14 protein-coding genes and 2 tRNA genes are annotated in these 14,787 nt (G+C 49.8%); 8 read left to right on the top strand and 8 right to left on the bottom strand.

Translation table 11 applies throughout. The features are described 5' to 3' along the window. The first annotated feature begins 78 nt into the window (after positions 1-78). The 7 genes from sufA (at position 79) to ACF8OF_RS15055 (ending at position 6,883) form a co-directional block, all read left to right on the top strand. Positions 79-459, top strand: a complete 381-nt coding sequence (gene sufA, locus ACF8OF_RS15085; RefSeq protein ID WP_004235425.1) for a Fe-S cluster assembly scaffold SufA — start codon at positions 79-81, stop codon at positions 457-459. Positions 460-474: 15 nt separating this feature from the next. Then, positions 475-1,959, top strand: coding sequence for a Fe-S cluster assembly protein SufB (sufB, locus tag ACF8OF_RS15080; RefSeq protein ID WP_262861057.1), 1,485 nt, complete (start codon positions 475-477; stop codon positions 1,957-1,959). 51 nt (positions 1,960-2,010) lie between these two features. Further along, positions 2,011-2,757, top strand: coding sequence for a Fe-S cluster assembly ATPase SufC (sufC, locus tag ACF8OF_RS15075; RefSeq protein WP_392497066.1), 747 nt, complete (start codon positions 2,011-2,013; stop codon positions 2,755-2,757). After that, positions 2,732-4,039, top strand: coding sequence for a Fe-S cluster assembly protein SufD (sufD, locus tag ACF8OF_RS15070; protein WP_392497065.1), 1,308 nt, complete (start codon positions 2,732-2,734; stop codon positions 4,037-4,039). Before sufC ends, sufD begins: the two co-directional genes overlap by 26 nt. Then, positions 4,036-5,274 (top strand): cysteine desulfurase SufS, encoded by a 1,239-nt coding sequence (gene sufS, locus ACF8OF_RS15065; protein ID WP_392497064.1) that lies wholly within the window; start codon positions 4,036-4,038, stop codon positions 5,272-5,274. The genes sufD and sufS overlap by 4 nt, the downstream gene beginning before the upstream one ends. Positions 5,275-5,282: 8 nt before the next feature. Next, the gene (gene sufE, locus ACF8OF_RS15060; protein WP_392497063.1) at positions 5,283-5,702 is read left to right on the top strand and encodes a cysteine desulfuration protein SufE; all 420 of its coding nucleotides are present in this window, start codon (positions 5,283-5,285) and stop codon (positions 5,700-5,702) included. Between the two features lie 98 nt (positions 5,703-5,800). Then, positions 5,801-6,883, top strand: a complete 1,083-nt coding sequence (locus ACF8OF_RS15055) for a L,D-transpeptidase family protein (RefSeq protein ID WP_262862002.1) — start codon at positions 5,801-5,803, stop codon at positions 6,881-6,883. A 138-nt stretch (positions 6,884-7,021) separates the two neighbouring features. Here ACF8OF_RS15055 and ACF8OF_RS15050 read toward each other — a convergent pair whose 3' ends face one another. The 7 genes from ACF8OF_RS15050 to ACF8OF_RS15020 all read right to left on the bottom strand — a co-directional run bounded on the left by ACF8OF_RS15050 (position 7,022) and on the right by ACF8OF_RS15020 (position 12,424). Then, a complete protein-coding gene (locus tag ACF8OF_RS15050) occupies positions 7,022-7,258 on the bottom strand; it encodes a major outer membrane lipoprotein (protein WP_004239093.1) in 237 nt (78 codons plus the stop codon). 324 nt (positions 7,259-7,582) lie between these two features. Next, entirely contained in the window at positions 7,583-8,995 is a 1,413-nt protein-coding gene (pykF, locus tag ACF8OF_RS15045; RefSeq protein WP_262862001.1) for a pyruvate kinase PykF, read from the bottom strand. 490 nt (positions 8,996-9,485) lie between these two features. Next, positions 9,486-9,896, bottom strand: coding sequence for a hypothetical protein (locus ACF8OF_RS15040; protein ID WP_392497062.1), 411 nt, complete (start codon positions 9,894-9,896; stop codon positions 9,486-9,488). Continuing rightward, positions 9,890-10,498: an N-acetylmuramoyl-L-alanine amidase gene (locus ACF8OF_RS15035; RefSeq protein WP_392497061.1), complete on the bottom strand. Its 609-nt coding sequence runs from the start codon at positions 10,496-10,498 to the stop codon at positions 9,890-9,892. The genes ACF8OF_RS15040 and ACF8OF_RS15035 overlap by 7 nt, the downstream gene beginning before the upstream one ends. A gap of 223 nt (positions 10,499-10,721) precedes the next feature. Beyond that, positions 10,722-10,798, bottom strand: a tRNA-Val gene (locus ACF8OF_RS15030). 29 nt (positions 10,799-10,827) lie between these two features. Continuing rightward, a tRNA-Val gene (locus ACF8OF_RS15025) sits at positions 10,828-10,904 on the bottom strand. A gap of 146 nt (positions 10,905-11,050) precedes the next feature. Next, positions 11,051-12,424 (bottom strand): MATE family efflux transporter, encoded by a 1,374-nt coding sequence (locus ACF8OF_RS15020; protein ID WP_262861051.1) that lies wholly within the window; start codon positions 12,422-12,424, stop codon positions 11,051-11,053. Between the two features lie 212 nt (positions 12,425-12,636). Here ACF8OF_RS15020 and ACF8OF_RS15015 point away from each other — a divergent pair, with 212 nt between their 5' ends. Continuing rightward, positions 12,637-13,302 (top strand): riboflavin synthase subunit alpha, encoded by a 666-nt coding sequence (locus ACF8OF_RS15015; RefSeq protein WP_262862000.1) that lies wholly within the window; start codon positions 12,637-12,639, stop codon positions 13,300-13,302. Between the two features lie 96 nt (positions 13,303-13,398). Here ACF8OF_RS15015 and cfa read toward each other — a convergent pair whose 3' ends face one another. Continuing rightward, positions 13,399-14,562: a cyclopropane fatty acyl phospholipid synthase gene (gene cfa / locus ACF8OF_RS15010; RefSeq protein WP_392497060.1), complete on the bottom strand. Its 1,164-nt coding sequence runs from the start codon at positions 14,560-14,562 to the stop codon at positions 13,399-13,401. Positions 14,563-14,787: the final 225 nt, after the last annotated feature.

Here is a 14,787-nt window from a genome sequence, read left to right as displayed (position 1 = left end):
GCAAGTGGTTGAAGTGAGAAATATTATCATTAACATGGTGTTTACGGAGAGCTCCCGTCGAATTTTATGAGGTCAATAATGACAACACACAGCACCAACCCGGTGGAAACCTTTTCACTGAATGACAACGACTGGACAGGGATCACACTGACAGCGGCTGCTGCAAAACAGATTGTGACACTGATGAAAAACACCCCGGACAGTATTGGGCTTTGCCTGAGTGTCAAACAATCCGGTTGTGCCGGGTTTGGTTATGTTTTTGAAATGATTAATCAGGCGGATGCAGAAGATATGTTGTTTGAGCGCGACGGCGCCCGGCTGTATGTTCCGCGCAAAGCCATGCCGTTTATCGATGGCACAGAAGTGGATTTTGTCCGTGAAGGACTGAATCAGATATTTAAATTTAATAATCCGAAAGCTCAGCATGCCTGCGGGTGTGGTGAAAGCTTCGGGGTTTAAGAGCGAAGCCATATTATGTCTCAGAGCAATGCAGAGATTGGTGAAGACGTCCAAACCTGGCTGAATGACGGACGCTATAAAGAGGGCTTCTTCACTAACGTCGCCACCGATGAACTGGCGAAAGGGATCAATGAAAATGTGATCCGCGCCATTTCCGCCAAACGAAATGAACCGGAGTGGATGCTCAATTTCCGGCTGGAGGCTTTTCAGCACTGGCTGGGGATGGAAGAGCCGCACTGGCTGAAGGCGAAGTATCCGCAGCTGGATTATCAGGATTACAGCTATTACTCCGCGCCGTCATGCGGCTCGTGTGATGATACCTGCGGCTCACAGCCGGGGGCGGTGCAAAGTCCGGCAGGCAGTTTCCTGACCAGTGAAGTGGAAGAAGCGTTTGAAAAACTCGGTGTGCCGGTTCGCGAGGGGCAGGCGGTGGCAGTCGATGCGATTTTTGACTCCGTGTCTGTCTCAACCACTTACCGTGATGAGCTGAAGAAACACGGTGTGATTTTCTGCTCGTTCGGGGAGGCGATTCACGACTATCCGGAACTGGTGCAGAAATACCTCGGTACCGTGGTATCCAATCACGATAACTTTTTTGCCGCGCTTAACTCAGCGGTTGCATCCGACGGCACCTTTGTCTATGTCCCGAAAGGGGTGCGCTGCCCGATGGAGTTATCCACCTATTTCCGCATTAACGCAGCCAAAACCGGTCAGTTTGAACGTACTATTCTGATTGCGGATGAGGGCAGTTACGTCAGCTATATTGAAGGTTGCTCCGCACCGGTGCGTGACACTTATCAGCTGCATGCGGCGGTTGTCGAAGTGATCATCCATAAGGATGCGGAAGTGAAGTATTCCACTGTGCAGAACTGGTTCTCCGGCGGTGACAGTGAAGGGGGGATCCTCAACTTTGTCACCAAACGGGCACTGTGTGAGGGCGACAATTCCAAAATGTCGTGGACACAGTCTGAAACCGGCTCGGCCATTACCTGGAAATACCCGAGTGTGATCCTCAAAGGGGATAACTCGGTCGGTGAATTCTTCTCTGTTGCCCTGACCAACGGTACACAGCAGGCCGACACCGGCACCAAGATGATCCACATCGGCCGCAATACCAAATCCACCATTATCTCGAAAGGGATTTCCGCCGGGAAAAGCCAGAACAGCTACCGGGGACTGGTGAAGGTGCTGCCGGGGGCGGAAAACGCCCGTAACTTTACCCAGTGTGACTCGATGCTTATCGGCACAGAGTGCGGCGCGCACACGTTCCCGTATGTGGAAGTGATGAATAACAGTGCGCAGCTGGAGCATGAGGCTACCACCTCGCGTATCGGCGAAGACCAGCTGTTTTACTGCTTACAGCGCGGGATCAGCGAAGATGATGCCATCTCAATGATTGTTAATGGTTTTTGTAAAGATGTGTTCTCTGAATTGCCGCTGGAATTTGCCGTTGAAGCGCAAAAGCTGCTGGCGATCAGCCTGGAACACAGTGTCGGTTAATACATCAGAATCAGCGCCTGCGGGATAACCGGCAGGACGGAGTAGTACATTATGTTAAGCGTAAACGATTTGCATGTCAGCGTGGAAGGTAACGAAATCCTCAAAGGGTTATCACTGGATGTGAAACCGGGGGAAATCCACGCCATTATGGGGCCGAATGGTTCCGGTAAAAGTACCCTGTCTGCCACACTGGCCGGGCGGGAAGAGTATGAAATTGACAGCGGAACCGTCACTTTTAAAGGTAAAGACCTGCTGGAACTGGCACCGGAAGATCGTGCCGGTGAAGGGATTTTCCTCGCCTTTCAGTACCCGGTGGAAATTCCCGGGGTAAGTAACCAGTTCTTCCTGCAAACTGCAGTCAATGCGGTGCGCGAATATCGTGGTGAAGAAGCGCTGGATCGCTTTGATTTTGCGGATTTTATCGAAGATAAAATTGAGCTGCTGAATATGCCGCAGGATCTGCTGACACGTGCGGTGAACGTCGGGTTCTCCGGCGGTGAGAAAAAGCGTAACGATATCCTGCAGATGGCTGCCCTTGAGCCATCGCTCTGTATTCTCGATGAAACGGATTCCGGGCTGGATATTGATGCCCTGAAAACCGTGGCTAACGGCGTGAATCAGCTGCGCAGTCCGGATCGCTCCTTTATTATTGTCACTCACTATCAGCGCATCCTGGATTATGTGAAGCCGGATTTTGTTCATGTGCTGTATCAGGGCAAAATCATCAAATCCGGTGATTTCTCACTGGCTAAAAAACTGGAGGAGCAGGGATATGGCTGGCTTATTGACCAACAGTGAACGCGCGCTGAAACGTCGTGAGGTCAGTGAGCGCAACCTGGCCGCAATGGGCCGGATAGCGCAGCTTATCGCGCAGTATCCGCTCTCCGGACACGCGGCGCAGCACTGGCAGCAGGCACAGAAAACCGGCTTCCCGGCCTTTCATCAGGAAGACTGGCACTATACGTCACTGACGCCATTGCTGGAGGCAGATTATCAGGATAAGACCGGCACATTGGATACCTTGCCGGATGCAGTGCTGACCTCATTGAATGCCTGCCGCGTGGTGCTGGTGGACGGCGTGTTTGCGCCGCAGTGGAGTGATACGGATTTTGGTGTGTTTGAGTTGTCAGTGGCTGACAGTCGCAGTGAGTTTCCGGCACCGGTTAACGGCGAGATTTTCCTGCACCTGACTGAAAGCCTGGCGCAAACGCCGTTAATGATCCGCGTGAAAGCAGGCGCAAAGGCGGAAAAACCCCTGTATATCGTCAATATTTCAACGGCACATCATGATGCCCTGAATATGCGTCACAGCCGCTATCACCTCGATATCGGTGCGAATGCGTCAGTATCGGTGATTGAGCACTTTATCAGTCCGGATGAACAATCCGCCCATTTCACCGGTGCGCGGATGACCGCCGCTATTGGTGAAAACAGTGATTTCCGTCATCTGAAACTGGGATTTGAAAATCCGCAGGCGTACCATTTCGCCCATAATGATTTGGTGATTGCCGCCCATGCCCGTGTCGAAAGCACCAGTTTTCTGCTCGGCGGCAAACTGACCCGGCATCACACCAGCACACAGCTTAACGGCGAAGGTATTGTGCTGGCCATGAACAGCCTGGTACTGCCGAAACACGGCGAAATTGCTGATACCCGCACGTACCTGGAACATAACAAAGGGTATTGTGAAAGCCGTCAGCGCCATAAAACCATTGTGATGGATAACAGCCGCGCGGTATTTTACGGCATGATCAAAGTGGCACCGCATGCGCTGAAAACAGACGGGCAGATGACCAACAATAATCTGCTGCTGGGCCGGAAAGCGGAAATCGATACCAAACCACAGCTGGAAATCTATGCCGATGATGTCAAATGCAGCCACGGTGCAACGGTCGGGCGGATTGATGAAGAGCAGCTGTTTTATCTGCGTACACGCGGGATCGCCGAAAAAGCCGCGAAGCAGATGATCATCCTCGCGTTTGCCGCAGAACTGACTGATACGATCAGCGATGACGTTCTGAATAAGGTTGTGATGGCGCGTATTCGTCAGTCGCTGGATCTGGGGGATAAGCAGTCATGAGTTATCCTGTGCAACAATTACGGGCCGATTTCCCGGTACTGGCCGGGGAGGTGAACGGCAAACCACTGGTTTATCTCGACAGTGCCGCCAGCGCCCAGAAACCTCAGCAGGTGATTGATGCGGTGAGTGATTTTACGGCTCACCATTATGCCGCGGTTCACCGCGGCATTCACACATTAAGTGCAGAGGCCACGGCTGCCACGGAAGCGGTGCGGCAGAAAGCGGCGGCGTTTATCAATGCACCGCTGACGGAAGAAATTATTTTTGTCAAAGGCACCACCGAAGCCATCAATCTGGTGGCGGACAGTTTTGGCCGTGCGTTCTGCAATGATGGTGACAATATCGTTATCACGGAGATGGAACATCACGCCAATATTGTGCCCTGGTATATGCTGGCAGAGAATGCGGGGATTGAAATCCGTGTGTTACCGATGGCGGATGACGGCACTCTGATGCTAAGTAAATTACCGGCACTGATCGACGATCGCACCCGGCTGCTGAGCTTTACCCATCTCTCTAATGTGCTCGGCACTGTGAACCCGGTGAAAGCGATTATTGCGCAGGCACGCGAACTGAGCCGTGCCGCCGGGGGAGAACTGGCGGTGCTGGTGGATGGTGCTCAGGGCGCAATGCATCAGCCGGTGGATGTTCAGGCGCTGGATTGTGATTTCTATGCATTTTCCGGCCATAAAGTGTACGGGCCGACCGGCATTGGCATTTTGTGGGGACGCAAATCTCTGCTGGATAATATGCCGCCCCGCGAAGGCGGCGGTGCCATGATCGCAGAGGTCAGCCTGACAAACGGCATTACCTATGCGGATGTGCCGTGGCGTTTTGAGGCGGGAACGCCTAATATCCAGGGCATTATCGGCCTGGGAGCCGCGCTGGATTATCTGAATAACATCGGAATGGCGGAGATTGCCGCGTATGAGCACACACTCATGCAGTATGCACTGACCCGGCTGGCAGAGGTACCCGGTATTATTTTGTACGGCAATGCACAGCGGGAAGGGGTGATCGCCTTTAACCTCGGGACGCATCATGCTTTTGATACCGGTGCATTTCTGGATCGCTACGGCGTGGCTGTCCGTACCGGACATCACTGCGCACAACCGTTGCTGGCGCATTATGGTGTCAGTGCTATGTGCCGTGCCTCACTGGCGCTCTACACCACGGAAGCTGATATTGATATACTGACGGACGCACTGAAACGTACCGCCAAACTGCTGGGTTAAGGATCCTGATGAAAATTACGCTGCCGGATCAGGCAAAATTACTGCGCAATTTCTCCCGTTGTCATGACTGGGAGGAGCGTTATCTGTATCTGATTGAGCTGGGGGAAAAATTACCGGCGCTGACAGAGGAACAGCGGCAGCCGCAGTATAAAATATCGGGTTGTCAGAGTCAGGTCTGGATCATCATACAACAGGATGAGGAAGGGCGGGTCTGGTTTGCCGGTGACAGTGACGCCGCGATTGTCAAAGGTCTGGTGGCACTGGTTATCGCGCTGTATCAGGGGAAAACACCGGCGGAAATCCGTGACCTGGATATCGCACAGATCTTTTCGGAACTGGCACTTTCTGTCCATCTGACCCCGTCCCGTACTCAGGGGCTGAACGCCATGGTCAGAACAATCATACAAAACACGCAGCAAATGAGATAAAACATCGTTCCCTTTTACTTACTCTGCTAATAATATATTACCTGGCGTGGCCGGAAAGCGGCCACGTATTTTTTTATACCATCAGCTGAGGATCTGGAATGAAACGAATTCTCCCGTTGCTGGGCGGGCTGTTGTTAGCGGTCACTGCGTTAACAGCCCGGGCAACCGAATATCAACTCCCTGCGGACAAGGGCCGGGTCATCGGTGAAAACGTCACCTATATTGTGCCGGATGACGGGCGCTCACTGGAAGCGATTGCAGCAGAGTACGGCATTGGCCTGCTGGCAATGCTGGAAGCTAACCCGGGGACAGATCCGTATCTGCCGAAACCCGGCAGCGAACTGATTATCCCGTCACAACTGATCCTGCCGGACACCCCGCATCAGGGCATTGTCATTAACCTGGCGGAACTGCGTCTGTTTTATTACCCGCAGGGTACCAATACCGTGCGGGTTTACCCGATTGGTATCGGTCAGCTGGGGCGTGATACCCCGGTGATGACCACCTCAGTTTCCCAGTTGATCAAAGATCCGACCTGGACACCAACCGCGAATATCCGCAAAGCCTATGCCGCCCAGGGGATCACCTTACCGGCAGTTATCCCGGCCGGTCCGGAAAACCCGATGGGGCTGTTTGCTCTGCGTCTGGCTCATGGCCGCGGTGAGTACCTGATCCACGGCACCAATGCGGACTTTGGTATCGGTATGCGTGTCAGCTCCGGTTGTATCCGTCTGCGTCCGCATGATATCGAAGCGCTGTTTAACACCATTCCGAAAGGTACGCGGGTTCAGATCGTGAATGAGCCGGTGAAATATGCCATTGAGCCGGATGGTCAGCGTTATGTGGAAGTGCATCAGCCGCTGTCCCGTAATAAGAATGACGACCCGCAGACGATGCCGATTGCCCGTTCTGCCGGACTGACCAGCTTTATTCAGTCTCCGGATACCAACAGCGCCATCGTTGAGCAGGCGATAGCACGCCGCTCCGGTATGCCGGTCAATGTCAGCCGTGATGCGCAATATAAGCAGGAAGCGGTACCGGCAGAGAAAACCAACTTTGCACCGGTGGAAATGGATGAAGAAGCGGAAGTGAAAGCACTGAATCTGCAACCGGCTGATTTCGCTCCGGGTCAGTTAACCCAGCCGGGGCCGATTGTACGTGAGGAAAACAGCGCAGAGTAATCTTCCTTTTACGCTGTGACAAATGAAAACCGCTTCCGTTGTGAGGCGGTTTTTTATACCCGGCGTAAATTGCAGGCATAAAAAATGGCGTAACATAATATATGCTACGCCACCCGTTCTTCAGGTCGTGATTACAAATTATTTTTTGTAAGAACGAACCTGGTTGTCTAAGCGCTGGTTAGCGCGTGCTGCTTCGTCTTTAGCCTGCTGAACATCAGCGCGGATTGCGTTAACATCGTTGCTCAGTTGATCAACTTTGGCATTCAGCGTCTTAACGTCGTTGTCCAGTTGGTCAAATTTAGCGTTAGAAGAACAACCTGCTAATAATGCAGAAGCTAAAACTACAGCACCTAATACAATCTTAGAACGACCCATTTTAATACCCTCTAGATTAAAGTTAATCACCAAGTAGCAGTAATGATATTACACATTTCAATAGGGAAAGAGAATAGAAATTCAGCGTTTACAAAGATAATTTTCCTGAAACCGCAAAATAAATCAAAAAAAAACGGCAATTGCGTAATTCTCAACCAAATAATCTGATGCGGAGTTTGATAAGACTGTGAGGTATCACTCCGTATTCAGAAAGCGGCAATTATTCTGCGGCCCGTTGCTTCATTTCCTGTTCCCTTACAGTTTAGAATAAAAAAAGCACCCGCGCAGCGGGTGCTCTCATTAATTCAGATAATGCTGAAAATATTACAGTAATTGTACGGATGAGGTATTGGTGGTGCCACTCGGCACTAAGGCGCCGGATACCATCACCACGATTTCACCGTTGGTGGCCAGGCCGCTTTCCAGCGCAGCTTCACGGCCGATACGGTAGAAATCATCGGTTGATAAGAATTCGTTCACCAGTTTGGTGGTCACGCCTTTCACCAGCAGTAACTGACGGGCTGTGGTTTCGTTGGTGGTCAGCGCCAGAATCGGGGCTTTAGGGAAGTATTTACGGACAGACTTCGCGGATTTACCGCCTGCGGTTGCCACCACAATCAGCGGGGCATCCAGATTTTCTGACATCTCAACCGCACCACGGCAGACCGCTTCAGTCACACGCAGTTTTTTACCGGCCGGTAAATCGCCGAGACGGCTGTGCATCACGCGATCAGTGCGCTCACAGATGGTCGCCATGATGCTGACAGCTTCAACCGGATATTTCCCTTTCGCACTTTCACCGGACAGCATAACCGCATCGGTACCGTCGAGGATGGCGTTGGCAACGTCACCGGCTTCCGCACGGGTAGGGCGCGGGTTTTTGATCATGGAGTCAAGCATCTGAGTCGCGGTAATGACCACTTTACGGGCGGTATTACATTTTTCGATCATCAGTTTCTGCGCGAAAATCACTTCTTCCACCGGAATTTCCACACCCAGGTCACCACGGGCAACCATGATACCGTCAGAAGCTTCGAGGATTTCGTCGAAGTTGTTCATCCCTTCCTGGTTTTCAATCTTGGAGATGATTTGGATATGTTCGCCACCGTTGGCCTTCAGGTGAGCACGGATTTCATCCACATCGGAACGTTTACGGATAAAGGAAGCGGCAACGAAATCAACATTCTGTTCACAGCCGAAAATCAGATCCTGTTTATCTTTCTCTGCCAGAGCAGGGAGGCCGATAGACACATTCGGCAGGTTAACCCCTTTGTTTTCGCCGAGGTCGCCGTTATTCAGAACTTCACAGATAACCTCTGTTGCGGTGGTCTCTTTGACACGCATGCCGATCAGGCCGTCATCGACCAGAACGATATTGCCCGGTTTCAGATCCTGTGCGAAACCGGCATAAGTGACAGCAACACGCTCATTGTTGCCAATGACAGATTTATCTGTGGTAAAGGTAAAGGTCTGACCCGCCACCAGTGCGACATCATTGCCGCCTTCCAGTTTGATGGTACGGATTTCAGGGCCTTTGGTGTCCAGTAAAATGGCTGCTTTCTTACCGGTACGCGCACAGACAGCACGCAGATTTTTGATGCGCTGACCATGTTCTTCGTAATCGCCGTGGGAGAAGTTCAGACGCATAACATTCATGCCGGCATCTAACAGTGCTTCGAGTTTCTCTTCTGATTCGGTTTTAGGTCCGATAGTACAAACAATTTTCGTCTTTTTCATGACAGCCCATCTACAGTTATTGAGAGTAAATAGTGAACAACCGCCTGTATTCACACCGTATCAGTAAGAACAGGCAATTGTCGTGATCCCCGGTTATTAAAATTAGTCGTTTTTGTAAAAAAACAGATTCAGTATAGCGTGTTTTTCACCACGCCTCTCTGTTTCAGTGCTTGTAAATCAGCGAGCTGAATCCATTCAACAACCATGCGGGCATTATAGAGGGTTATTAGTGTGATTTGAATCATAAAATCAGAAATTTTAGCATTTTGGTTTTTTCGGTTGTCTGGTGTTACCTGTGAACCTCTTTAAATCAAAATGGTATCTGAACATTATAACTGTGTATTTTAACAGTGTTTATGGGGCAGAGCAGCCTGCTGCACAGGGTGTATAAATAATTTGGGGAAGGCGCGGATGATTTATGTATAACCCATTCACCCGCGTAATATCATTGGACTTATGCAATCATCTGATATTTTTTATTAAAATCAGATTAGTTATCTAACCCGTAAGTACCTGCCATCGGGTCTTCCCATGAATTATTTTTTTTGAAAAAATAAATGGAATCGCCATTGTCCGGGATTACCATAGCAAGACCACTGGATTGAAGAACCCATTCACCGGATACACCATTTTCGAACTCAACATTTCCGGTTGATACACATGAAGAGTAATATTCATGCAACCATTTGTTCTCTTTCGAGACTTCAGATGATTTAAAAAACGCTATAAGTTGCTGCTTAGTTGGTTTGAATTTTTTGCAGGCGTTTATCTCACCCTCAGCAGGATCTTTGGTAACTGTAATGCCGGCGTCTTTAATTTCTATGTTTTTCAAAGCCATAGCATTCAGTAAATTAGGCATGATAGCGATTAAAAGTAACAAAATGTATTTCATCTTTACCATGATGCTGTGCTCGCTTCTGTTTCATTTTTTCTGCCTACATCAGGATGTCTGTACACCTCAGATGCTGAAATATCCATAGAATCCAGTAATTCAGACACAAGCCATTTAAGAGAGGCATTTTGTTGCGGATTAACATTTTCATATTCCTCCACAGTTTTTCCTTTAATACCGTATGCTTTACCGACTATTTCAATACCAATGCTATCCATGTTACCAGGATAACGATCCGGGAATGATCTGGTTTTTTCTATATCAGAAATTTCCTTGGTTTTTCCTTTTAACTCAAGGTTGGCCATTTTTGTCAGCTCTGAAGGTTCACATTTTTTCTCAATCAAACAGCGTGATTTCATTTTTCCTACATGCCATGTGACCTTAAACAGAGAGGCAGTCTGATAAATAACACCATCCTTATCGATTAAAAAATGAGCGCCATTACTACCAGCATGACTATAACTATTAAAGACATGTGTCTCAGCGGAGGTATTGGTTTGGTGAACAACGATACCGTTCACCTTATCCATTCTTCCGCGTTCAATATGGCTGAATATCTTAGTTTTTATACGATTTGACTTTACTATTCCATTATCATCAATATACAGCATATGTAACCATCCTTTGATTAATTATCTTACTAGCTTATATTATGCCGTCCGGATAGCAGCTATCGGATGATTACGTAAGCTATGGCGTATGGCGGGAGACATTCTTGCGGTAACGCAAGAAATCAGCCGTATTGATACGCAGAGGTACAATAAGAACAGAAGAGGGTAACGGACTGAAAATCGGATGAACTGAAAAGGGAGGTAAAACGGAATTGCTGAGAAATGGTGCGTCCAAGTGGACTCGAACCACCGACCCCCACCATGTCAAGGTGGTGCTCTAACCAACTGAGCTATGGACGCACTGTGTAATAATTGTTTTGCGACGTAAATGGTGCGTCCAAGTGGACTCGAACCACCGACCCCCACCATGTCAAGGTGGTGCTCTAACCAACTGAGCTATGGACGCATTCTTTAATATCTTCGCTGACAACGGGGACGAATATTAACGATCAGAGCCGGTTCTTGCAAGGGGAAAAACACATTTTCTTGTCCGATTGCTCGTATTTAATGCTATCGGACTGAAAATTGTGCATTTCCCCTGTCAAAAAGCCGTTAACGACCGGCGCGTTGCAGGATAAAACTGTCCGGCTGTTTCTGTAACCACAGGATCCGGCATGCCATACCGATGGCTGCGGCCGTTAATCCGATGATAAAACCGATCCAGAACCCGGCAGGGCCCATCGCCGGTACCACCAGATCTGTTAATCCGAGGAGATAACCGGACGGCAGGCCGAGGATCCAGTAAGCCGTAAAGGTGATATAGAAGATGGCGCGCGTGTCTTTATAACCACGCAGCACACCGGCACCGATCACCTGAACCGAATCCGACAGCTGATAGATACCGGCAAACAGCATCAGGCCGGAGGCCATAATCACCACTTCCGGATTATCGTTATACAGCAGGGCGATAGGCTCACGGAACAGCACAGTAAAGAGGGCGGTGATAGCCGCGATCATCAGCCCGACACCCAGCCCGGTATAGGCGGATACCCGTGCTTTTTCCGTGGAACTTTTTCCGAGGTTAAAGCCGATACGGATAGTGGTGGCGATCCCCAGTGAAATCGGGAACATAAACATCAGTGAGCTGAAGTTCAGGGCAATCTGATGTCCGGCGACGGCGGTGACACCTAATGGCGCAACCAGCAGGGCCACAATGGCAAATAGCGTGACCTCAAAGAACAGCGCTAGGGCAATCGGCAGACCGAGCTGGGTGATCCGCTTTATTACTGCCCAGTCCGGCGGACTGAAGCGGCTTTTCGGCTGTACATCCCGTTGTGAACGGGCATGTTTCACATACCAGCGCATAAACAGGAACATTGCCCAGAACACGGAAGCGGTCGCGACACCACACCCGACACCGCCGAGAGCAGGCGCACCGAATTTCCCGTAAATAAAGATATAGTTGACCGGGATATTCACCAGCAGGCCGAGAAAACCAATCACCATCCCCGGTTTGGTTTTCGATAACCCTTCACACTGGCTGCGCAGCACCTGATAAAACAGATAACCCGGCGCACCCCACATAATAGCGTGGGTGAATCCGACCGCTTTTTCAGCCAGAACCGGGTCAATATGCGGCATATTTTCAATAATGTAGCGGCTGTTATAGAGCACCGCGATGACCAGAACGGACAAAAATGCCGCCAGCCACATACCCTGACGGATCTGGTTGGCAATCATCGGACGGCGGCCGGAGCCGTTGAGCTGCGCGACCACCGGGGTCAGCGCCATCAGCAGACCGTGACCGAACAGGATAGCGGGCAGCCAGATGGAGGTACCAACAGCCACGGCGGACATGTCTGTCGCACTGACTCTGCCGGCCATCACAGTGTCAACCACGCCCATCGCTGTCTGTGTAAACTGCGCGATAATAACGGGAATACCAAGAGCCAGCAAAGTACGCGCTTCTTTCAAATACTTCTGCACGTAATACACCTTATTTATTCTGATAAAAGGAGGAGGAAAGACGTTCCGGGATTCGTAACATATTTACCGGATCAGGCGGAAAAATCATTCTAACGATTAATCAAATACAAGCCAATACAATTAAATGTGCGGGATGTAACGGGAAGGGCTGTTTAATTCTTTGTTTCAGGATAAACTGCATAAATCTATCCGAATACTGACTGGAGATCCGCATGTTTACCGGGATTGTACAAGGCAAAGGCCCCGTTGTCGCCATCGAAGAAAAAGAAAACTTTCGTACCCACACTGTGAAATTCCCGCCGGATATGCTGGCCGGGATAGAAACGGGCGCATCAGTGGCACATAACGGCTGCTGTCTGACAGTCACAAAAATAGACGGGGATTTAATCAGTTTTGATCTGGTTAAGGAAACCTTAAGGCTGACCAATCTCGGCAGCATTAAAACCGGCGATGTGGTCAATCTGGAAAGAGCCGCCAAATACGGTGATGAAATCGGCGGGCATATTATGTCCGGTCATATTGTCACCACGGCGGAAATTGCCAAGATTTTTGTCTCTGAAAATAATTATCAGATCTGGCTGCGTATCGAAGATAAAGCCCTGATGAAATATATCCTGCATAAAGGCTTTGTCGGTATTGACGGTATCAGCCTGACTATCGGGGATGTGGTGAATAACCGTTTCTGCGTGCATCTGATTCCGGAAACCCGTGAGCGCACCACGCTGGGTAAAAAACGGCTGGGCGATAAAGTGAATATTGAGCTGGATCCGCAGACCCAGGCGATTGTTGATACCACCGAGCGGGTGCTGGCGCAGAAAATGCAGCAGTTGCAGGAAAGCCTGACACCACCGGCACCAACAGAAAAACCGCAGGACTGATTGTATTCAGATAAAAAAATCCGGTACTGATTTTTATCAGACCGGATTATTTATTACGGATAGTTTATTACGGATTGTTTATTGCGGGCAGGATAGTCAGCGCGGAACGCGTAATCCGCCCTCGCAACCCTGCGGGCTCCATAATATCTGCCACAGCTGGATATCACGGGCACGGAATGCACCGGCGCAGGCGTTAAGATAATAGGTGAACATTCGTTTAAAGCGCGGCGTGTAATTATTTTCCAGTGACGGCCAGGCCGCCTGAAAACGGGAATGCCACGCCATCAGTGTCCGGTCATAATCAGCGCCGAAATTATGCCAGTCTTCCATCACTAATTTATTTTCACTGCTGTCGCCGATATTCTGCACAGACGGCAGACAACCGTTCGGGAAAATATATTTGCCGATCCAGGCATCCACATTCACTTTATTGCGGTTTGAACCGATAGTGTGCAGTAAAAATAAGCCGTCCGGTTTCAGGTTGCGTTTAACCACATCAAAATAGGTGGCGTAATTTTTCGGTCCGACGTGCTCAAACATCCCGACAGACACAATCCGGTCATACTGCTCATGCAGATCGCGGTAATCTTCGAGGATAATATTTACGTCAAGATCCGCACAGCGCGCCTGAGCATATTTCTGCTGTTCGGCGGAAATGGTCACACCGGTCACCGACACACCGAAGTGTTTCGCAGCATACGCCGCCAGTCCGCCCCAGCCGCAGCCGATATCCAGCAGCTGCATACCCGGTTTCAGCTGTAATTTTTCACAGATGAGATGCAGCTTCTGCTCCTGCGCCTTCGCCAGATTGGCAGGGTCATCACTGAGATCTTTCCAGTAACCGCAGGAATACTGCATATACGGGTCGAGCATCAGCTCAAACAGGTCATTACCCAGATCATAATGTTCTTCGCCGACAATCCGCGCCCGCTTTTTGGTTTGCAGATTACGCAGGCGGGCCATGGCGATTTTTATAATATCGTTGATATTCTGCGGCAGCTTATTTTCCAGTCCGGCACGTAATACCCGCTGAAAGAAAATATCTAACCGCTCACAGTCCCACCAGCCATCCATATAGCTTTCACCCAGTCCCATTGAGCCCTGTTGCAGAACCCGTTTAAAGAATTGGCTGTTATGCACCTGAATATCAAAAGGACGGGAACCATTAACCTCAATGCCGGCTTCGTCTAAAAGATCGGAGGCAATCCGCTGCCAGGAATCAGCAGGCGTTTTTTGATTTTCGACACAATCAGAACTCATATTATCTCCAATTTTTATCAAAGCGGGATTCTGAGTGCTTTATTCATGACGTTTTGCGCGGGAACAACAGAACCGGTGTGATTGGCCGTCAACGGGTGACAGTCTGCGTATTAACGTGATCGTTAAGACAAAAACAAAGCTCAAAATCCGGATTTAAAACGAATTGTCAGAAAAGTATAGGAGCCTGAAATTAAAATTCAATGACAAAAAAAGCCGTACATGAGT

The sequence above is a fragment of the Morganella sp. TYF_1 genome, from assembly GCF_043105645.1.
GTDB lineage: Bacteria > Pseudomonadota > Gammaproteobacteria > Enterobacterales > Enterobacteriaceae > Morganella > Morganella morganii_B.
This window is presented reverse-complemented; position numbering and strand designations above follow the sequence as displayed.